Raw genomic sequence first — 17,137 nt, forward strand, 5'->3', positions numbered from 1 at the left:
CTGTACGTGAATGGGAGCAGAAGACCGTCCCATGGAGCAGTTTGTTCACAACAAGAACCTGGCCTTGTTCAGGAAGAAGCGCGCTGATCCGCGGCTTACGGACGGGGAGCGCAAGATCGTGCACAAACTGCTGGCGGACGAGGAGGCGAGGCAGATTGCGCCGCATAACGCGAAAGAGGATCGCAAGGCCGATTGACCTGGACCAAGGTCGGCTCCTTCGTCATCCGTTTCCCTGAACTTGCCGGTTGCCAATAGCTGGCAGCTTCAACTGTTTGATCGCAGGCACGCGGGTCCCGCGAAGCTCCCGATGGCAACCTATTACTTCGACCTGAAGGATGGTGTCCCGGTCTGTGATCGGATCGGACTTGAGTTCGCAAGCCGATACAGCTGTGATCACACACAGCAAGCAAACGGCGAGCAAGATCCGACATGAGAATCCGACCGCATCCGTCGATCATTATGTCGCGGTCATCGATGAGCCGGGTAGGGAGATCCATCGGGAGCCGATTTCTTCAGGCAAGGCCTGAGCCAAGTGCTCGCTGTACCGACGTAGTGTAGACGGCAGTGCCAGTCAGGCAGCACGAGTGCTATAATGGCTGATCGTCTTCCGTCGAGGGCTCCTCCTGCAGCGAGACAAAGTCACCGCCGCCATAGTCCTCCTCTGGCGGCGGGACTTTCGAGAGCTGATCCTCGTCCGCTTCACGCCGGCAACCGGATGCCGCCGCGCAAGCCTACGACCCCGTCATGCACGCTGACATTCAGCGCGTTGGGCCGCCAAGGCGCACGCGCCAGTGCGGCAATAACCGACGCGCGGATCTGGTCGTCGTTGGCGGAAGCGGAAGGCCGATCGAGGCGGAGGTTCGCGATGGCGGTGATGAAGTCAGTGCGCGTGACCATCCCGACCAGCCTTTTATCGCGCATCACAGGAAATCGTGTGACGCCGTGCGATTCCATGAGTTGGACGACCTGTTCAAGCGGTGTGTCCTCCTCGACCGTGATCGGACTGGGCGACATGATCTGACTACCTTGCGGCCGTGTTGGCGGGCGAAGTCGAGTGCGACCTGGTTCGCGCCTGCAAGCATCGCAAGCCAGCGGCCGCGGCGCCTTTCCGTCCCGACTTCCACGCGTCGGATGAAATCTCCTTCTGACAGGATTCCGACTAGCACTCCATCCCGATCGGTGACCGGAAGGCCACTGACGCCATGGGACAGCATCGTCTTGATAGCGTCGATCACCGATGCGTCGCCGTCGATTGTGATTACGTTCCGTGACATGATCTCCCGTACGTGCACGGCGAAATTCCTCCCAATGGCGCTGACACGTTCAGCTAACTCCCGGAAACAATGAGGTGCGTTGATCCTTATCAACCAAGCGGTCGTCTAATCACGCTGATATGCCGCCGGCGCGGCGGGCGCCGGGCCGGAATGACGCCGACAGCTGGTAACCGCCTATGGTTCCTGACAGCCTGACCGCTCGCCTGAACGACAAGAACTCCCGTCAAGATCCGGGGAGAGGCGACGGCTTGGCCTTGGGGCGCGATCTCCGGCTCGATGTATGCCGAGGGATTGCTCTCTGGTGCATCTTCCTCGATCACATCCCCAACAATGTCTTCAGCTGGTTAACCCTGCGGCACTATGGCTTCAGCGATGCGGCTGAAGTCTTCATGTTCGTGTCCGGCGTGACCTGCGCGCTGAGCTACGGCGCTGTCCGCCGTCGCGAGGGGTGGTGGGCAGTCTTCGCGCATACGCTGCTGCGAGGCTGGGAGATCTATGCGGCCTTTCTCATCCTGACTATTACGCTTGTCGTGGTCGTGCACGCCTCGGGCAGCGATCGATTCGCGGACGAAGCCAACGTGAAGATTCTGTTGCAACAGCCGGGTGCCGCACTGACCCATGCTGCCATCCTGATGTATCGCCCGATGAACACGGATGTTCTGCCGACCTTTGTGCTCTTCCATCTATCGTTTGCTCCCGCCCCCTGGGGAATACTGAAGTTTCCCAATGCGTCCCTGCTGACCTCCGCGTCTATCTATGCGCTGGTGCAATTGTACGGCTGGAACTTGCCGGAGTGGCCTGTCATCAGTGGTATTTCAATCCGCTTGCTTGGCAATTCCTGGTCGTCCTTGGGGCGTGGTGGGCGATCCGGGGCTATCGGATGTTTTGGCCAAAAATCGTGTCGTGGCCCGTCGTTTTACTCGCGACAGCGTATCTCGGCTTTGGCCTCATGATCACATTGAGCTGGGAGGTCGAGCCATTGGCAGCCGCGATTCCAGGCTATATTACGCGGTTAATTTATCCGATCGACAAGCCGGATCTGGGCCTTTTGCGGCTCCTGCATTTCCTGGCCATTGCCATCGTCGTGGCGAAGTTCGTGCCACCGAATTGGCGGGGATTTACTATGGTCGGCCTGATTCATTGCGGCGAGCGTTCGCTCGAAACCTACTGCGCAGCCGTCGTGCTTTCCCTGCTGGCAAGTTGGTATCTCGTTGAAGTATCCGACAGCATCGCGGCGCAGTTCGTGGTGAGCGCCACAGGGGTCGCGGCGCTCGTCCTGTTTGCGACATGCATGGCCTGGATCGGCAAACGAAGCCGGCAACATCCGAAACTGCTGTAAGAGATGCTTCTCGTCTCTGTCCCGCGATCGCTTGTAGGAGACAATCAATCTTGCCGCTTACGCCACCATGAGCCGATTCGGCTTCACGCAGTTTCGCAACTCGACCCGGCGCGCGGTCGGAAGAGAAATTACGCCGCTCCGCTCGAGCTGGGTAAAGGTGCGCGAGACCGTTTCGATCGTGAGGCCAAGATAGTCGGCGATGTCCTGTCGCGACATCGGAAGCTCGACGGCGGCATTCTTGGTGGCGCGGCGCGCCATGTCATGCAGGAAGCCGACGACACGCTCTTCGGCGCTACAGATCAGGAGCATCAGATGCTGTTGAAACCGGCGCAGCTCCTGCGCCGCCGCGTCCCACAGCTGTCCCGCCAGATCCTTTTCGTGCGCGGCGCGGGCCATGAGGGCGGCGCGTTTTACGACGACGACCCGCGTCTCGCAGACGGCCTCGGCCGAGGAGATATGGCTTTCACCGGCCTCGAAGCCGAAGATATCTCCGGGCAGATAGAACGTGCCAATCTGGCGGCGTCCGTCTTCCAGGATCTTGTAGGTGCGGACGGCACCGGAGACAACCTGGTAGAGGTATTCCGCAGCCTCCTCCTCGCCGTAAATCTCGCTGTTGCGTGCGAACCGCATCGGCGCCCCGATCATGCCAAACGGCTTTTCGACATGCGCCTGTCGGGCGAGGATGCTGGTCGGGTGACGGCTGCTATCGCGAGAAATAGCGTTTTGGGTTTGCATGGCGACGCTCCATGGATGGGAAGATCGATGGAGGCAGATTGATCGCATCTCCTGGATTGGGAAATTTGGATGTTTCCCCTAAGTAGAAGCCACTTACGTATCTGTACGTAAGTCCAGGAGATACAGAGGAGGAATAGACGGTGTTCGTACGCCCAGATGTCAGTGTCTCGGCGCGCGGGGCGAAAAGCGACGCTAGGTCCCGTTCTTGTCGGGATAGGCAGCGCGTGTGGCGGCTCGATTCTCGTCTTGTTCCTGACGCCAGCGCGTCGTGCTGCGATCGGTGAGGACGAGCACGAGCGCAAAGACCGAGAGGAGGAGACAGACGGCTGCGACGACAAGCAGTGTGCTCATTGCCATGTTGGGCTCCTCGATCTGATCAGCCGGCCGCCTTGATGTCTTCCGGCGATTCCACATAGTAGCCGGAATAGCCGTCGACGAAGCAGAGGTGATCATGGACCTCCTTGACACCCGAGGTGTTCTCGGCGAGCACGATCGCGGCCTGGCGCGCGCGGTCATCGAAGATCAGGCCGTGCAGATGCACGACACCGTTGCGCACCCAGACCTGGAAGCCGGCGGGACGCCAACCGGTGGCGTTGATTTCGCGCAGGATTCGTTCACGGATATGGGTATCATCGGCCGTCGGGTCAGGCACTTCGCGCGCCAGCGACGCGACGGCTTGCAGGATGTCTGCTCGGGTGACGATCCCAACCATGGTCTTGCCATTCACAACCGGTACCCCCTTCACGCCATGCTTGTGCATCAAATGCACGATCTCGTCGAGCGGCGTCTGCTCGCCGACGGTGATCGGATTCGTAGCCATGACATCTTCGACCTTACGGCCGCGCTCGTGCACGAAATCGGTCGCGGCACGGCTGACCCCGGTGAAAAGCTCCAGCCAGGCCGATCGTTTGTGTCCTGTTCCGATCTCGGCGCGCTGCAGGAAATCTCCCTCCGATATCATGCCCCTGAGCGTACCATCTTCGTCCATCACCGGCAGACCGCTGAGGTGACATCGCAGCATGATGTTGGCCGCGTCCAGAATCTTCGTGTGCGGGCTGACGGCGATGATATGTTTGGTCATGATCTGATGCGCGCATGTCTGACCTCCATGTTGAAAATCAAATATTAAAGCTCTTTGCGCCCTGCATATTGACGTGGCTCAACGGACTGCTTGGCCGCGCTCCAGAGACTTCAAGAACAGCATGAAGTCGCCCACTTGGTCCGCATCGAAGCTGAATTGGGGCATGGTCGGATGGCCAGTGATGATTCCTTCCGCCAATGCTTCCTGCAGCATCTCGACCGGATAGCGCTCGTGCAGCGTCCGGAACGGCGGCGCTATCCTCAGCGGGCTGGGGCTCACCCGATCGATCGCGTGGCAGCGGGCGCAATAGAACTGCGCAAGGCGACGGCCTTGCTCCTGGTCCGCGGCGGCTGGAGCCAGCGCGGCGCAGATCGGGCTGGCGATGACGAGGCCGCAACCAATAGTATGCCGGAACGTCATGGCGGGATGCCTCACGTTGATTGGCGTTTAATGAGACATCAGGACCGGGACGGTCATCGCACGAAGCATATCGCGCGTCACGCCGCCGAGCACGGTTTCCTGCAGCCGGGAGTGGCCGTATCCACCCATTACCAGAAGGTCGAGGCTCTCATCCGCCGCGATCGACAGCAGGATCGACTGAACTTCTGACTTGGACGCCGGCAACGACGTGATCTTGGCCGGAAGCCCCTCCTTTGCAAGATAACGCACCAGATGGTCGGTGGAGCTTTCTGAGGGAATCGGATCAGCACCATCGATGGTGATGACGGCGAGAGCATCGGCTGCGTGCAACAGCGGCATTGCGTCATGGAGGGCGCGGGCAGCAAGCCGGCTGCCGTCCCAGCAAATCCCGATTCGCTTCGCCGAAAATGCGCCGTGGAACGTGTAAGGCATGAACAGGACGGGACCGCCGCTCTGGAACAATAGCTCCCGCGGGATCACGTCGTCGTAGCTGTCGTATTCGCCGCGCGGCTGCACTACCACGGTCAGGTCATGGAGTCGCGCGCTCGCGCAGATGATCCCGCGAGCATCGATGGGGAGCGCGCCCACGGCGCGGGTCGCGTAGGATATCCCTGCATTCCGAGCCTCGATGTCGAAGACGCGCAGCGCCGCCTCGGCGCGCTCCAGAGCCTGTGCATGTTCGACCTCGAACAGCGAGGCGACGGCCACTCCACCCCCGACTACGATCGGGACACTGGCAGTCTCATAGTCGATTGCCATCGCGTCAAGATGCGCGCCGGTGCTGAGCGCGAGCGAGACCGATCCGTCGACTGCGGGGCGCGGCGACAGATCCGTCGGAATGTGGACCAAGATGTTCTTGAACATGGGCCGTTCTCCAAAGGGGTACGAGCAAGTGCCATCAAAACACCGGTCGAGGACGGGCCAATTTGATCTGCCTCATGCGCGTTCGTGGATTCTGATTGAGCGGGATCAATTCATCGAGCGTGCTTTTCGCGCAAATGTTGTGCTCCAGCTTGCAGGAGCCGGCATGGCGCGCGTCGCATTGGTTACGGGTGGAAGTAGGGAAATTGGGGCCGCGATTGCGCGCGCCCTCGCTGCTGCCGGATGCTGCGTTGCGGCCTGCTATGCTAGGAATGTAGGAGCCGCGTGGTCTTTTCAGGATCAGACCGGAATTCCCGTTTTCCAGTGGGATCTCGCGAACTACGAGCCTGTGCAGCCGGTGTCCGCGAGGTGGAGGCGGCGCTGGGCCCAATCGACATCCTGGTCAACAACGCCGGTATCGTGCGCGACGTCACACTGCATCGAATGACCAAGCCGCAGTGGGATGCGGTGATCCGGACCGATCTCGATTCATTGTTCAACATGTGCCGGCCTCTCATCGAGGGCATGCGGGCGCGCAAGTTCGGGCGGATCATCAACATCTCGTCGATCAATGGGCAGAAGGGCCAGATCGGCCAGACGAACTATGCCGCGGCGAAGGCCGCCGAGCTCGGCTTCACCCGCGCGTTCGCGCTCGAAAGCGCGCGGTTTGGGATCACTGTTAATGCAATCTGCCCCGGTTACATCAACACCGAGATGCTGGCTGCGGTGCCGGCCGATGTCATGCAGAACTCTATTCTGCCGCAGATTGCGGTCGGGCGGCTGGGGCAGCCGGAGGAGATCGCCCGTGCCGTCGCCTTTCTTGCTGCCGACGAAGCAGGGTTCATCACCGGGTCGACGCTGTCAATCAATGGCGGCCAGCATATGTGGTGAATGGGAGACATGACAATGCTCGCAACCGATGTGATGCGCAGTTCGTTCGCAACGATCAAGCCGACTGCCACAGTACTCAATGCCGTCGAGCTGCTGCTTGAAACCGATCAGCGCGGCCTGCCAGTGATCGACGACGCCGGCGACCTTGTCGGCATGGTTTCGGAGGGCGATTTCCTCCACCGCGATGAGCTTGGCATTAGCCCGCCATCAGGAAACTGGCTGGAGTCTTTGCTTGGCATTGCGGAGAATACACCTGAACGCGAGCGCATGCGCACGCTGCAGGTCGGCTCGCTCATGAGTGGCGCGCCGATCACCGTCGATGTCGAGGCATCGATCGAGGACGTCGTCGCGCAGATGGATATTTACAACGTCGCCCAGTTCCGGTGCTCGGCGCCGGAACCGTCGTCGGTATTATCAGTCGCAGGGAACTGCTTGCGGCATTGGCGCGCCGATTGAGAGAAGCAGAAAAAGAAAGCATTGGAGTTACTTCATGAGCGAGATGACCCTGCAGTCACATGCGCACGCCGTCGTTTGGATCGATCACCTTGTTGCGAAGGTTTTCGGCATTGGGTTAACAGGCGTCAGCGCGACGGCCGTCCATGTGCATTTGGCGTCGCAGCACCTGCATCATAAGGCGAATACTGGCGATGGTCTCGTCCAGGCCGATGCGACATTTCTTGCCAGGGTGGGAGAGGCCGTAAGCGGTTGCACCGATTTGCTCGTCATCGGTCCAGGCATCGAGAAGGCCGAGCTGACGCAGTATCTCAGGGCGGAGCGGCCCGGCCTCCAGTTGCATGTTGAGCCGAGCGATCATCCGACCGACGCGGAGATCGTGGCGTTGGGTCGGAAGCGGTTCCACCTTGGCTGAGCGGCAAAGGCCCGGCGTCTGAACAGCTGCCAGGTCGAAAAGATAGATTGCGCCCGAGCCCATCCGGCTCGAGTTGGAGGCGAGCGATGACAGTCCATGCAGTTCTCGACCAGCCCACATCTGCCGCTAACGACGATGTGGCGACTGCGAGAGCGCCTGCGTCGGTGCCATCCGAGAGCCAGCGCATTGCCTCATCCAGAATGTTACTGGACAACTTCTCGCCGATGATTGGGTCGGTGCCATCGAATTGGTTCGGTGGCGCCTATGGCGGGAAAGATCAGCATGGGCGCTCGGCGGGAGGTGGTGTCGGCCGTAACGGAGCGCTACCGGTCGGCCAAACGAGTGGTGAAGGGGCGCATCCTCGATGCGCTATGCGCGACGACGGGCTGGCATCGCAAGCATGCGGTGCGCGCACTTGGGCGGCGCGCAAAGGTTGAACCGGGTAAGGTCGAGGCTCCCGGAGAGCGCAAGCGTAGATATGGCGCTACGATCAAGGACGCGACAACGGCGCTATGGGAGGCGTCGGATCGGGTTTGCGGCAAGCGGCTCAAGGTGATGATCCCGACCTTGCTGGCGGCCCTCGAGCAACATGGCCGATTGCAGCTTGGGCAGGCGGACCGTGATTGTGTTCTGGCGATCAGTGCCGCTACCATTGACCGCCTGCTTGTCGATGTGAAGCTCGCGGCGAGCGGCGGCAGGCGGCGCCGTGCTGGATTCTATTCGGCAATCCGGCGCGAAGTCCCGATCCGCACGTTCAATGATTGGAACAGCCCGCCGCCCGGCTTCTGTGAGGTCGACATGGTCGCCCATGGCGGCACGTCAGTGGCTGGCTCGTTCATCCAGACCCTGACGATGGTCGATATCGCCACGGGCTGGACGGAGTGCCTGCCGTTGGTGACGCGCGAAGGTTCGCTGGTCGTCGAGGCGATCAACCGCGCACAGAGCCTGTTCCCTTGGCTCTTGCGCGGCGTAGACTTCGACAACGATAGCGCCTTTGAACGATGTCGTCGTGCCATGGTGTCGCGAACAGAAGCTCGAAGTCACGCGCTCGCGTGCCTACAAGAAGAACGATCAAGCGTTCGTCGAGCAAAAGAATGGTGCTGTTGTGCGTCGCTTGATGGGCTACGGCCGCTTCGATGGCGTCGAGACAGCGCGCGCGATGGGCCGCCTCTATGCGGCGGCACGGCTTTACGTCAACTTCTTTCAGCCCTCGTTCAAGCTGAAGGAGAAGCGCCGGGAAGGGGCTAAAGTGATCAAGCGCTAACGCTCGGCAAGACGGTGACTGCCGGCGAGCCGCGTGCCACGCACCGGCGAGCTCGTCGACCCTATAAAACCAGGGTTCGCATGCCGTCCAAGCTCGACGCACATATTGCCACTATCGAAGGCTGGCTGTCAGAGCAGCCACAGCTGACCGCGCTCGCAATCGTCGGCCGGCTGAGCGAGAATCACCCAGAGGAGTTCGGGACGAGACAGCATTCGATCGTGCAGCGCCTGCTGAGGGCACTTAGACGGAAGACGGCCAAGCAGTTGCTCTCGAAGGAGCCGCTTGCGGACGCCACGACCGCTGCCCCATTGCCCGGGGTTGTGGACGGCTCGGGCTATGGAGGGCCCGACCCGCCCACAGCCCCTCTCGTCGAGCAAGCCGGAAAGCCCACCTGGCGCGGTCAATCAATCGACATCGGATCGCCATCGGCAATGGCACCATCAGGGTAACATTCGCAGATGCGGCAATACGCCAGGCAATAGCGGGTGCCGAGTCGATCGACCAATTGGTCCCACGCGGCAATGGCGCGATGGACCGGGGGGCTTTCACCGGCTAGCCTGCGCTCGCATTCGCCGATTGGCAACTCCATCTCGCGGCCTCACCCGGCAAACGGCTTCAGCTGGCGCTGAACGCGGTTGCTGACGGCTGGCGCTTCGCGCGGATGGTGTCGACGCCGCATGCTGTCTGGCAGCCCTGGTTCATGGTCAAGCCTCAACCGGGTGACAACCGGTTCGCCGGCCGGGATTGGACATTACCGGCCTTTAACGTCATGGCGCAGGCATTCCTGCTGGGCGAACAGTGGTGGCATTCGGCGGCGAGCGGCCTGCACGACGTCTCGAAGGGAAATGCGGCAATTGTGGATTTCACCGTCCGCCAATGCCTCGATGTCGTGGCGCCGTCCAACTTTGCGTTCAGCAACCCCGAGGTACTGCGCGAGGCAATGGACTCGGGTGGCGGCAACTTCGTGTCGGGCTGGCGTAACTGGTTGGAAGATTGCAGGGACCTGTTGAGCGCCAGGCCGTCCGGACCCGCCCCATTTGTGGTCGGCAAAAACGTTGCCGCGACCAAGGGCAAGGTTGTCTAGAGCTATCGCTGAAAGTTGGTGACGGCGGGAATCGGGAAGGCGGCATATCGTGGGGGTGCTTGACGCCTCCACTTCTCGACCGAAGGAGCGATATGCCGTGTCCAAAGATAACATCATCAAGTTGATTCAGCCAGGAAACGTCGACGATCAACTCACCGAAATCTTGCGCAATGGGGCGCGTGCTCTGTTGGCCCAGGCGGTCGAGGCCGAGGTCGCGGACTTTCTCGGCAAGCATGCCGATTTGAAGACTGCGGACGGCCACCAGCGCGTCGTGCGCCACGGTCACCTGCCGGAACGCGAGGTGATGACCGGTATCGGTCCGGTCGGCGTCCGCCAGCCGCGTGTCCGCGATCGCGAGGCGGAGGCTACCGATCCCGACCGCATCCGGTTCTCTCCGTCGATCCTGCCGCCCTACATGCGCCGCTCGAAATCGATCGAGACGCTGCTGCCGATCCTTTACCTGAAGGGTATCTCCACCGGCGACTTCTCCGAGGCTCTGGCGGCGCTGCTCGGCAAGAATGCTGCCGGGTTGTCGGCATCCGCCATCGGCCGTCTGAAGGACGGTTGGCTTGACGAACACACCGCGTGGCAGAGGCGCGATCTGTCGGCGAAGCGCTACGTCTACATCTGGGCCGATGGCATCCATCTCCAAGCACGCCTCGAAGACGAAAAGCAGTGCATCCTGGTGCTGATCGGCGCGACGCCGGAGGGCCGCAAGGAACTGGTCGGCTTCACCGATGGCGCCCGCGAGAGCGCGCAGGACTGGCGCGATCTGCTGCTCGACCTGAAGCGGCGCGGGCTCGGCGTGCCGCCGCGGCTCACCATCGCCGACGGCGCGCTCGGGTTCTGGAAGGCCGCCGGCGAGGTCTGGCCGAAAACGCGCGAGCAGCGCTGCTGGGTACACAAGACCGCCAACGTGATCGCCAAGTTGCCGAAGAGCCAGCAGCCTAAAGCCAAACGCGCGTTGCAGGAGATCTGGATGGCCGAAACCAAGGCCGCCGCCGAGCTGGCGTTCGACGCCTTCATCGAGAGCTACACGCCCAAATACGAGAAGGCGGCCGACTGCCTGAGCAAGGATCGGGACACGCTACTGGCGTTCTACGACTTCCCGGCCGAACACTGGAAACACCTGCGGACCACCAATCCCATTGAAAGCACCTTCGCTACCGTGCGCCACCGCACGATCCGATCGAAGGGCTGCCTGTCCAACAGAACGGCGCTCGCGATGGTCTTCAAACTGCTTGAGGCCGCGCAGAAAAGCTGGCGTCGTCTCGATGGCCACAACCAGTTGCCAAAACTCGTTCTCGGTGTGACATTCAACGACGGGATCGAGGTCATCGCCCAACCGACTGACCGTCAGCCCATAACCGCCGCCGCCTGACCGGCCGCGCCGTCACCAAAATTTGGCGATAGCTCGGTTGTCTACAGGAATGAGCTGATCGAGCTCATCCAATACGCACCCGAGACGGCCGACGTTTGCCCCGAACCGGTACTTATCGTGCCGGCGTGGATCATGAAGTATTACATCCTCGATCTCTCGCCGCAGAATTCGCTCGTGCGCTTCCTGGTTCAATGCGGCTTTACGGTGTTCATGATCTCATGGCGCAACCCCGGGCCGGCCGATCGCGAACTTGGTCTTGATCACTATCGCAAGCTGGGATCGACGCCGCCATCGACGTCATCAATCAGCTGTTCCCGAACGTCCAATCCATGCGGCTGGCTACTGCCTTGGCGGGACGCTACTCGCAATTGCGGCTGCTCGGCTGCAAAAGGAGCGGCCCGGCTGCCTGCGCTCGGTGACGCTCTTGGCAGCCCAGGTCGATTTCACCGATGCTGGCGAGCTGACGCTCTTCATCAATGAAAGCCAGGTCGCGTTCCTCGAGGATATGATGCGGCAGAGCGGCGTGCTCGAGACGGCGCAGATGGCCGGTGCGTTCCAGTTGCTGCGATCGAACGACATGATCTGGTCACGCCTGGTCCGCGACTATCTCATGGGCGAGCGCGCCGCACCGAGTGATCTGATGTCATGGAACGCGGACGCGACTCGCATGCCATACCGGATGCATTCAGACTATCTGCACAAGCTGTTTCTCAACAACGACCTTGCCGAAGGCCGTTATTTGGCGGACGGGCAGCCGGTGGCACTCTCCGACCTTCGCGTCCCCATGTTCGTGGTCGGCACCGTTCGTGATCACCTCGCGCCCTGGCGGTCGGTTCACAAGATTCACCTGTTGGCAAATGCCGATATCGCCTTCGTGCCGGCGAGCGGCGGTCACAATGCCGGCATCGTTGCTCAGCCGTCGGAGGAGGAGCACAGCTATCAGTTGTTGGAGAAGAAGACGGATCAACCTTATGTCGGCCCCGACGAGTGGCTGCGGAGGGCGGTGAACCGCGACGGATCCTGGTGGCTGGAGTGGGTTCAGTTCCTGATGGCGCATTCCGGTGCGTGGGTGCCGGCTCAATCGGGGTTTCACGCGCCCGAGGGTAGATTGCCGCTCGACGATGCGCCCGGACAGTACGTCCTGCAGCATTGATCCGGTCAGCCGTTGCCGTGGACGGGCTTGATCTGCCGCAAAGCGCCACCACCGGTGTTCGGCCACGAGCCACGCCCGTCTGCAGGAGAGAGGCATGAGTCATAATTATTCGAATTCTCTTCATAGTCGCGGGGGTCATCGCAGCGCTGTTTGTCGCGCGATACGCTCAACTTCGACATCATGCAAATGTTCGTCGTCGTCCTACTCGTAACCGGGCTTCTGATGGTCGGTGTTCTCTGGAGTGTGTGGCGGCGCCAAGCGTGACCTTCCGCCATTCGTTTGCGTGGCGGTGTCGTTCCGGCATAGCGGCTCAGCTCGCCGCGATCCTGCATTGCCGTTGTGCTTGGTGACGCCGGATCGGCTTATGTCGGCCACGCTTGAACGTAAGCTTAGAGTCCAGCCGCCGATCGCCCGGGGATGATTTTCATGCATAGAGAGGTCAAGGCAGGTTAAGCGAATGCACTCTTCTTGCATTCTAAGCCTGCATTCTAGCGGCCTTCGACCGTGGCGTCCCGACCGGTGAAGGCTATCAGCAGCAACGACAGCGCAGACGCCGCTGCCACAAAGGCCGCGGTCCAAGCTACCGCCGAGACGACAAAGGCTGCCTCAAATCGCCAAGCCAGAAGCGGCTCGGTTGAGGCAAGCGGCATCGCGTCGGGGAAGAACCAATTGTAGAATAGAACGAGCGCCGCCGTAGAGATGGCGCTTCTGGCAAAAAGAACACTCAATGCGCGTTTCATAGCATCCTCCTGTTTTGGTGAAAAGATGCTGACAGACTTCATCGGCTCGACCAATTCCGGATATTCCCTTAGGGCGCGGTCCGCAGGTCGGAAGGGCACGATGTGCTTCGCAAACAGGACATGCTGCGGTGGAGCGTTGTAGTGGGCGAGCCGGAGGCGTCCACGATTTCCCAATTGACGTCGCCGGTTTGAATCTTCGCTTGGACCCTGACCACGTCGACCGCGTCAAGGATAACAGAGACCCCTTGCGCCAAGGCGTGCCCGGCACGATCGAGAACTGGCCTGGTAGACGAGTTCGGATGCCGGGAGTATAGGTCTCCGGCGGCAATGTGGCGTGCTCGGCAACGGCATAGAGTTGCTTGCGAATGACATCCGATCGCAGAACCAGGGCGCCCGGAGTCATCCGTGAAGAATGCAGATCGGCCTGAGAGATAGGCAGAAGTTGTCTGGATAAAGTATTCGATTTTGCAGGAAAGCTGGGTGTTGGGCCACGGGTTCTTGCGTTTTGGGATTTTGCTTTCGAGCGATTCGTGATTCCCTGACGGCGGGTCATCGGCATTGGGACGGCGATGAGCAAACCGCGGGATGATCGCCAGAAAGACCTGTTGCTTCCGGCGCTCGATCAAATCATCGACATGGGCCACCCGCTGGTGCGGTTGGCGGCGCTGATCGACTGGAAGTTTCTGGATGACCGCTTTGGTTCGGTGTGCCAAACCGGGCCGGGGCAGCCTGGCCTGCCGACGCGGCTTGTCGCCGGCCTGTTCATTCTGAAGCACATGCACAATCTCTCGGATGAGGTGCTGTGCGCCCGCTGGATCGAGAACCCTTATTACCAATACTTCTGCGGCGAGTTGAGCTTCTGCCACAGTGCCGTTCGATCGATCGTCGATGACGCGCTGGCGCCAGCGGCTCGGCGAGGAACTGCTCGTCGCGTTGATCCAGGAAAGTCTGTCGGTGGCACACAAGACTGGCGCCATCGGTGCCAAGGACCTGGAGCGGGTGGTGGTCGATACCACGGTGCAGCCCAAGGCCGTTGCCCATCCGACCGACGCGCGGCTGATGCATCGGGCCATCACCAAGCTCGTCGGGCTTGCCAAGCGCAACCGTGTGCCGCTGCGCCAGAGCTATCCGCGCCTGGCCAAGCGCACCGCCATCATGGTCGGCCGCTATACCCACGCTCACCAGTTCAAGAGCGCCCGGCGCCAACTCAAGTTCCTGCGGACGCGGCTTGGCCGGATCATCCGCGACATCCGCCGCAAGATTGATGGCGATGCGCGGCGCTGGAAGCGCGCTTCGGCCCGCTGCTCGATCTGGCGCAGCGGGTGCGCAGCCAGGATCAGCATCAGCGCGGCCCCAAGTCTATGCGTTGCATGCGCCGGAGGTCGAGTGCATGGGCAAGGGCAAAGCCCGCGCGCCTTACGAGTTCGGCTGCAAGGTCAGTATCGCCACCCCCGTGACGTCGCCGAAGGGTGGACAGTTCGTGCTCCATGCCAAGGCGCTGCACGGCAATCCCTTCGACGGCCACACGCTCGGCCCCGTGGTCGCCGACATGGAGAAGCTCACCGGCGTGGAGGCTCGTCGTATCCACGTCGACAAAGGGTACCGCGGCCACAACTACCCGCACCGGTTCAGGGTCTGGATCTCGGGTCAGGTTCGCCGCGTCACGGCTTCCATCCGGCGCGAGATGAAGCGTCGCGCGGCTGTCGAACCCGTCATCGGTCACGTCAAGGCCGAGCACCGCATGGACCGCAACTATCTCAAATGCCGCGTCGGCGACCGTATCAACGCCGTCCTCGCCGCGGCCGGCTACAACTTCGGCCTGCTCCTGCGATGGCTCGCAGAACTCTTGCGGGCCATCATCCGGGCCTTCGCCGAAACTGTCCCGGCTCAAAAGATCGCTTAAATCAGCGCTCGTCCGCGTTCTTCACGGAGGACCCCGGAGGTGGCGCGATCAGATGCGCCATGTCGCGCGCCAGCACGCTCTTGCCGGTACCGGACTTTCCGCCAATTGCAAGCAGGCGGGGCGGCCCCGGTTCAACGAGCCGGCGTGCAAACTCGAAATACCGATTTGCATGAATGGCGATCGTTTCGTCGCTTTGCTGCTGCCGCCGCTTTGTAGAGAGGACGTTGGAGCGTATTGCAGCGCGTATCGACAGAAACAGCGGCAGCAAGGACAACGCGTTCGATTGTGCATCCAAGGTGGCTTGCATGTAGCTGTTGAACAGTCTGTTGGCTGTCGGCCCTGCCCGGAGTACAACAGGTCCATCACGGGGAATGCGAGGTCATAAAGGACGTCGGTTGTTGCGATGACCGGATCGAACTCGATCGCATCGAACAGAACGGGCTCGCCGTCGAGTAGAACGATGTTGCCGAGATGTGCATCGCCGTGACAGTGCCGGACCTGCCCGCGGCGGGCGCGGCGGCGCAACAGCTCGAGATTGCGCGCGAGGGACAGATGGCTCAGTTCGTGCAGTTTAGCGATCGCCTCTCGGGACAGAACTGGCTCGGCGCAAAACTGCTCCGTATTGCGATCAATGATGACAGAGAGCGAGGCTAGCCATGGGGATCCTTTGCGTCCGGTTGCGGTCCGATGGGATTCCAGCAGGATGGCGGCCAGTCTCTCGCCAAGCTCCGGCCGGATTGGATCTTGCTCGGCGAGATGATCGAGCGTCTTGTTTTCATCGAAGCGAGCCATTTCGACGGCCCACTCGATAACCGGTCCGGTCCCTCCGATTGCCGGACCATCGCGCCCGCGTATGATTGGCACCATCCCGCGGTAGATGGAGGGGCGTAGCGCTTGTTGATGGCAATCTCATCCTCGCAAGCGCGCCGCCGCTTCTCCAACGTCGAGTAGTCGAGATAGGGAAGCTTGACCGCTCGCTTGACCTTCAAGACGCGCGAAGGTTCGAGAAAGACGATCGAACAATGCGTGTCGATCCGCCGCACGGCCACGTTCGGTCGGTCCGATCCGGCCAAAAACGACAATACAACGTCCTGGCTGGCTTCACCCGTTGCCGCGTCGGTAGGCGATTCCGCTGTCATCACGGTCTCAGCACAGCAGCGCCGACCAGCTTGCCGTCGCGCAGGCGCGCAAGCGCTTCGTTCGCCTGATTCAAGGGGAAGACGGTGACGTGCGTTCGGATTCCGGCCTTCGCCGCGATCCTGAGAAAGTCGACGCCATCCTGTCGGGTGAGGTTGGCAACGGAGATGATCTGTCGTTCACCCCAGAGAATGTTGTAGGGAAAGCTCGGAATATCAGACATGTGGATGCCGGCGCAGACCACGCGTCCGCCCTTGCGCAGCGCGCGCAATGCAAGCGGGACGAGGGGCCCCGCGGGTGCGTAGATGATCGCGGCATCAAGTTCGGCCGGCGGTCGATCGCCCGAAGAGCCGGCCCAGCATGCGCCGAGCGACAAAGCCAAGTGCTGGGCCTCGGTGTCGCCCGCACGGGTCAAAGCGTACACATCCCGCCCTTGCCAACGCGCCACTTGTGCGACGATATGTCCCGCCGCGCCAAAACCGTAGATGCCGAGTTTGCGGCCGTCGCCAGCCATCACCAGGGAGCGCCAGCCGATCAGGCCGGCGCAGAGCAGCGGTGCAAGCTCCGCGTCCTCGCCGTCTTCACCGAGCGGAAAGCAGTAACGCGCGTCTGCCACCAGGTGGGTGGCAAAGCCGCCGTCCCGCGTATAACCGGTGAACAGTGGATCATCGCAGAGATTTTCCTTACCCTCCCGGCAATAAGGGCAGTGCCCGCAGGTCGACCCGAGCCAGGGAACGCCAACGCGCGTACCAAGCTGCGCGCCGCTTACGCCGTCACCAATCGCGTCGATGCGGCCGACCACTTCGTGCCCGGGAACGATCGGATAGGAAATGTTTGGCAATTCTCCGTTGACGACGTGCAGATCGGTGCGGCAAACGCCGCAGGCGCTGACTTTCACGCGGACCTCGCCGGGACGAGGGACTGGGTCCGGCCGTTGCACTTGTTGCAGCGTCGCGCCGCGCGCGGTCAAGATCATGGCGTGCATACCGAAACTCGCTTTAGCTCG

At 61.5% G+C, this 17,137-nt stretch carries 18 protein-coding genes and 5 pseudogenes; 10 read left to right on the top strand and 13 right to left on the bottom strand.

Annotated elements, in window-relative coordinates; all coding sequences use genetic code 11:
* The first annotated feature begins 31 nt into the window (after positions 1 to 31).
* Positions 32 to 196 (top strand): hypothetical protein, encoded by a 165-nt coding sequence (locus HAP48_RS27315; protein WP_165128215.1) that lies wholly within the window; start codon positions 32 to 34, stop codon positions 194 to 196.
* A 503-nt stretch (positions 197 to 699) separates the two neighbouring features.
* Here HAP48_RS27315 and HAP48_RS27320 read toward each other — a convergent pair.
* Together HAP48_RS27320 and HAP48_RS27325 are read right to left on the bottom strand one after the other, a co-directional pair.
* Positions 700 to 1,014, bottom strand: coding sequence for a CBS domain-containing protein (locus HAP48_RS27320; RefSeq protein WP_224496629.1), 315 nt, complete (start codon positions 1,012 to 1,014; stop codon positions 700 to 702).
* A complete protein-coding gene (locus HAP48_RS27325) occupies positions 921 to 1,274 on the bottom strand; it encodes a CBS domain-containing protein (RefSeq protein ID WP_224496630.1) in 354 nt (117 codons plus the stop codon). The genes HAP48_RS27320 and HAP48_RS27325 overlap by 94 nt, the downstream gene beginning before the upstream one ends.
* 176 nt (positions 1,275 to 1,450) lie before the next feature.
* On the opposite strand from HAP48_RS27325, the pseudogene HAP48_RS27330 reads away from it, so the two are divergent.
* Positions 1,451 to 2,613, top strand: a pseudogene (locus HAP48_RS27330) (OpgC domain-containing protein).
* A gap of 57 nt (positions 2,614 to 2,670) precedes the next feature.
* Here the strand turns inward: HAP48_RS27330 and HAP48_RS27335 are convergent.
* The 5 genes from HAP48_RS27335 to HAP48_RS27355 all read right to left on the bottom strand — a co-directional run bounded on the left by HAP48_RS27335 (position 2,671) and on the right by HAP48_RS27355 (position 5,713).
* Complete coding sequence (locus HAP48_RS27335; protein ID WP_234622330.1) at positions 2,671 to 3,258, bottom strand: helix-turn-helix domain-containing protein; 588 nt, start codon at positions 3,256 to 3,258, stop codon at positions 2,671 to 2,673.
* A 282-nt stretch (positions 3,259 to 3,540) separates the two neighbouring features.
* Positions 3,541 to 3,705, bottom strand: coding sequence for a hypothetical protein (locus tag HAP48_RS27340; RefSeq protein WP_165128221.1), 165 nt, complete (start codon positions 3,703 to 3,705; stop codon positions 3,541 to 3,543).
* A gap of 19 nt (positions 3,706 to 3,724) precedes the next feature.
* Positions 3,725 to 4,429, bottom strand: coding sequence for a CBS domain-containing protein (locus HAP48_RS27345; RefSeq protein ID WP_166208652.1), 705 nt, complete (start codon positions 4,427 to 4,429; stop codon positions 3,725 to 3,727).
* Between the two features lie 78 nt (positions 4,430 to 4,507).
* Complete coding sequence (locus HAP48_RS27350) at positions 4,508 to 4,849, bottom strand: c-type cytochrome (protein ID WP_166208649.1); 342 nt, start codon at positions 4,847 to 4,849, stop codon at positions 4,508 to 4,510.
* 27 nt (positions 4,850 to 4,876) lie between these two features.
* Entirely contained in the window at positions 4,877 to 5,713 is an 837-nt protein-coding gene (locus HAP48_RS27355) for a universal stress protein (RefSeq protein WP_166208646.1), read from the bottom strand.
* Between the two features lie 163 nt (positions 5,714 to 5,876).
* Between HAP48_RS27355 and phbB the strand changes: the two are divergent.
* From phbB to HAP48_RS27375, 4 genes and pseudogenes are all read left to right on the top strand, one after another.
* Positions 5,877 to 6,601: pseudogene (gene phbB, locus HAP48_RS27360) on the top strand (acetoacetyl-CoA reductase).
* A 15-nt stretch (positions 6,602 to 6,616) separates the two neighbouring features.
* The gene (locus HAP48_RS27365; RefSeq protein WP_224496631.1) at positions 6,617 to 7,057 is read left to right on the top strand and encodes a CBS domain-containing protein; all 441 of its coding nucleotides are present in this window, start codon (positions 6,617 to 6,619) and stop codon (positions 7,055 to 7,057) included.
* Between the two features lie 34 nt (positions 7,058 to 7,091).
* On the top strand, positions 7,092 to 7,469 hold the full coding sequence (locus tag HAP48_RS27370) for a hypothetical protein (protein WP_165128233.1): 378 nt from the start codon (positions 7,092 to 7,094) through the stop codon (positions 7,467 to 7,469).
* A gap of 264 nt (positions 7,470 to 7,733) precedes the next feature.
* Positions 7,734 to 8,717, top strand: a complete 984-nt coding sequence (locus HAP48_RS27375) for a hypothetical protein (RefSeq protein ID WP_166208641.1) — start codon at positions 7,734 to 7,736, stop codon at positions 8,715 to 8,717.
* A 416-nt stretch (positions 8,718 to 9,133) separates the two neighbouring features.
* Here HAP48_RS27375 and HAP48_RS27380 read toward each other — a convergent pair whose 3' ends face one another.
* Positions 9,134 to 9,322, bottom strand: a complete 189-nt coding sequence (locus HAP48_RS27380) for a hypothetical protein (RefSeq protein WP_156928922.1) — start codon at positions 9,320 to 9,322, stop codon at positions 9,134 to 9,136.
* A gap of 72 nt (positions 9,323 to 9,394) precedes the next feature.
* Between HAP48_RS27380 and HAP48_RS27385 the strand changes: the two genes are divergently transcribed.
* The 3 genes and pseudogenes from HAP48_RS27385 to HAP48_RS27395 form a co-directional block, all read left to right on the top strand.
* The gene (locus HAP48_RS27385) at positions 9,395 to 9,817 is read left to right on the top strand and encodes a hypothetical protein (protein ID WP_224496632.1); all 423 of its coding nucleotides are present in this window, start codon (positions 9,395 to 9,397) and stop codon (positions 9,815 to 9,817) included.
* A 97-nt stretch (positions 9,818 to 9,914) separates the two neighbouring features.
* Positions 9,915 to 11,198 carry an IS256 family transposase gene (locus HAP48_RS27390; protein ID WP_166208639.1) on the top strand — a complete coding sequence of 428 codons (1,284 nt, stop codon included), beginning with the start codon at positions 9,915 to 9,917 and terminating at the stop codon, positions 11,196 to 11,198.
* Between the two features lie 36 nt (positions 11,199 to 11,234).
* A pseudogene (locus tag HAP48_RS27395) lies at positions 11,235 to 12,351 on the top strand (PHA/PHB synthase family protein); the annotation flags it as partial.
* A gap of 5 nt (positions 12,352 to 12,356) precedes the next feature.
* Here HAP48_RS27395 and HAP48_RS27400 read toward each other — a convergent pair.
* Together HAP48_RS27400 and HAP48_RS27405 are read right to left on the bottom strand one after the other, a co-directional pair.
* Positions 12,357 to 12,533, bottom strand: coding sequence for a hypothetical protein (locus HAP48_RS27400; RefSeq protein WP_156928921.1), 177 nt, complete (start codon positions 12,531 to 12,533; stop codon positions 12,357 to 12,359).
* Between the two features lie 306 nt (positions 12,534 to 12,839).
* Positions 12,840 to 13,091 (bottom strand): hypothetical protein, encoded by a 252-nt coding sequence (locus HAP48_RS27405; RefSeq protein ID WP_166208636.1) that lies wholly within the window; start codon positions 13,089 to 13,091, stop codon positions 12,840 to 12,842.
* Between the two features lie 569 nt (positions 13,092 to 13,660).
* Here HAP48_RS27405 and HAP48_RS27410 point away from each other — a divergent pair.
* Positions 13,661 to 14,994 (top strand): annotated as a pseudogene (locus HAP48_RS27410) (IS5 family transposase).
* Between the two features lies 1 nt (position 14,995).
* Here HAP48_RS27410 and HAP48_RS27415 read toward each other — a convergent pair.
* From HAP48_RS27415 to HAP48_RS27425, 3 genes and pseudogenes are all read right to left on the bottom strand, one after another.
* Positions 14,996 to 15,301: a hypothetical protein gene (locus HAP48_RS27415; RefSeq protein ID WP_029084182.1), complete on the bottom strand. Its 306-nt coding sequence runs from the start codon at positions 15,299 to 15,301 to the stop codon at positions 14,996 to 14,998.
* Positions 15,302 to 15,480: 179 nt separating this feature from the next.
* Positions 15,481 to 15,861: pseudogene (locus tag HAP48_RS27420) on the bottom strand (hypothetical protein); the annotation flags it as partial.
* 271 nt (positions 15,862 to 16,132) lie between these two features.
* On the bottom strand, positions 16,133 to 17,116 hold the full coding sequence (locus HAP48_RS27425; protein ID WP_166208633.1) for a zinc-dependent alcohol dehydrogenase family protein: 984 nt from the start codon (positions 17,114 to 17,116) through the stop codon (positions 16,133 to 16,135).
* Between the last annotated feature and the right edge of the window lie 21 nt (positions 17,117 to 17,137).

The organism is Bradyrhizobium septentrionale (genome assembly GCF_011516645.4).
Taxonomy (GTDB): domain Bacteria; phylum Pseudomonadota; class Alphaproteobacteria; order Rhizobiales; family Xanthobacteraceae; genus Bradyrhizobium; species Bradyrhizobium septentrionale.

Excerpts from the sequence above, each read along its gene's own strand:
- HAP48_RS27315 (WP_165128215.1), top strand. The coding sequence starts at position 32 with ATGGAGCAGTTTGTTCACAACAAGAACCTGGCCTTGTTCAGGAAGAAG.
- HAP48_RS27320 (WP_224496629.1), bottom strand. The coding sequence starts at position 1,014 with ATGTCGCCCAGTCCGATCACGGTCGAGGAGGACACACCGCTTGAACAG.
- HAP48_RS27325 (WP_224496630.1), bottom strand. The coding sequence starts at position 1,274 with ATGTCACGGAACGTAATCACAATCGACGGCGACGCATCGGTGATCGAC.
- HAP48_RS27335 (WP_234622330.1), bottom strand. The coding sequence starts at position 3,258 with ATGATCGGGGCGCCGATGCGGTTCGCACGCAACAGCGAGATTTACGGC.
- HAP48_RS27340 (WP_165128221.1), bottom strand. The coding sequence starts at position 3,705 with ATGGCAATGAGCACACTGCTTGTCGTCGCAGCCGTCTGTCTCCTCCTC.
- HAP48_RS27345 (WP_166208652.1), bottom strand. The coding sequence starts at position 4,429 with ATGACCAAACATATCATCGCCGTCAGCCCGCACACGAAGATTCTGGAC.
- HAP48_RS27350 (WP_166208649.1), bottom strand. The coding sequence starts at position 4,849 with ATGACGTTCCGGCATACTATTGGTTGCGGCCTCGTCATCGCCAGCCCG.
- HAP48_RS27355 (WP_166208646.1), bottom strand. The coding sequence starts at position 5,713 with ATGTTCAAGAACATCTTGGTCCACATTCCGACGGATCTGTCGCCGCGC.
- HAP48_RS27365 (WP_224496631.1), top strand. The coding sequence starts at position 6,617 with ATGCTCGCAACCGATGTGATGCGCAGTTCGTTCGCAACGATCAAGCCG.
- HAP48_RS27370 (WP_165128233.1), top strand. The coding sequence starts at position 7,092 with ATGAGCGAGATGACCCTGCAGTCACATGCGCACGCCGTCGTTTGGATC.
- HAP48_RS27375 (WP_166208641.1), top strand. The coding sequence starts at position 7,734 with ATGGCGGGAAAGATCAGCATGGGCGCTCGGCGGGAGGTGGTGTCGGCC.
- HAP48_RS27380 (WP_156928922.1), bottom strand. The coding sequence starts at position 9,322 with ATGGAGTTGCCAATCGGCGAATGCGAGCGCAGGCTAGCCGGTGAAAGC.
- HAP48_RS27385 (WP_224496632.1), top strand. The coding sequence starts at position 9,395 with ATGGTGTCGACGCCGCATGCTGTCTGGCAGCCCTGGTTCATGGTCAAG.
- HAP48_RS27400 (WP_156928921.1), bottom strand. The coding sequence starts at position 12,533 with ATGATGTCGAAGTTGAGCGTATCGCGCGACAAACAGCGCTGCGATGAC.
- HAP48_RS27405 (WP_166208636.1), bottom strand. The coding sequence starts at position 13,091 with ATGAAACGCGCATTGAGTGTTCTTTTTGCCAGAAGCGCCATCTCTACG.
- HAP48_RS27415 (WP_029084182.1), bottom strand. The coding sequence starts at position 15,301 with ATGCAAGCCACCTTGGATGCACAATCGAACGCGTTGTCCTTGCTGCCG.
- HAP48_RS27425 (WP_166208633.1), bottom strand. The coding sequence starts at position 17,116 with ATGCACGCCATGATCTTGACCGCGCGCGGCGCGACGCTGCAACAAGTG.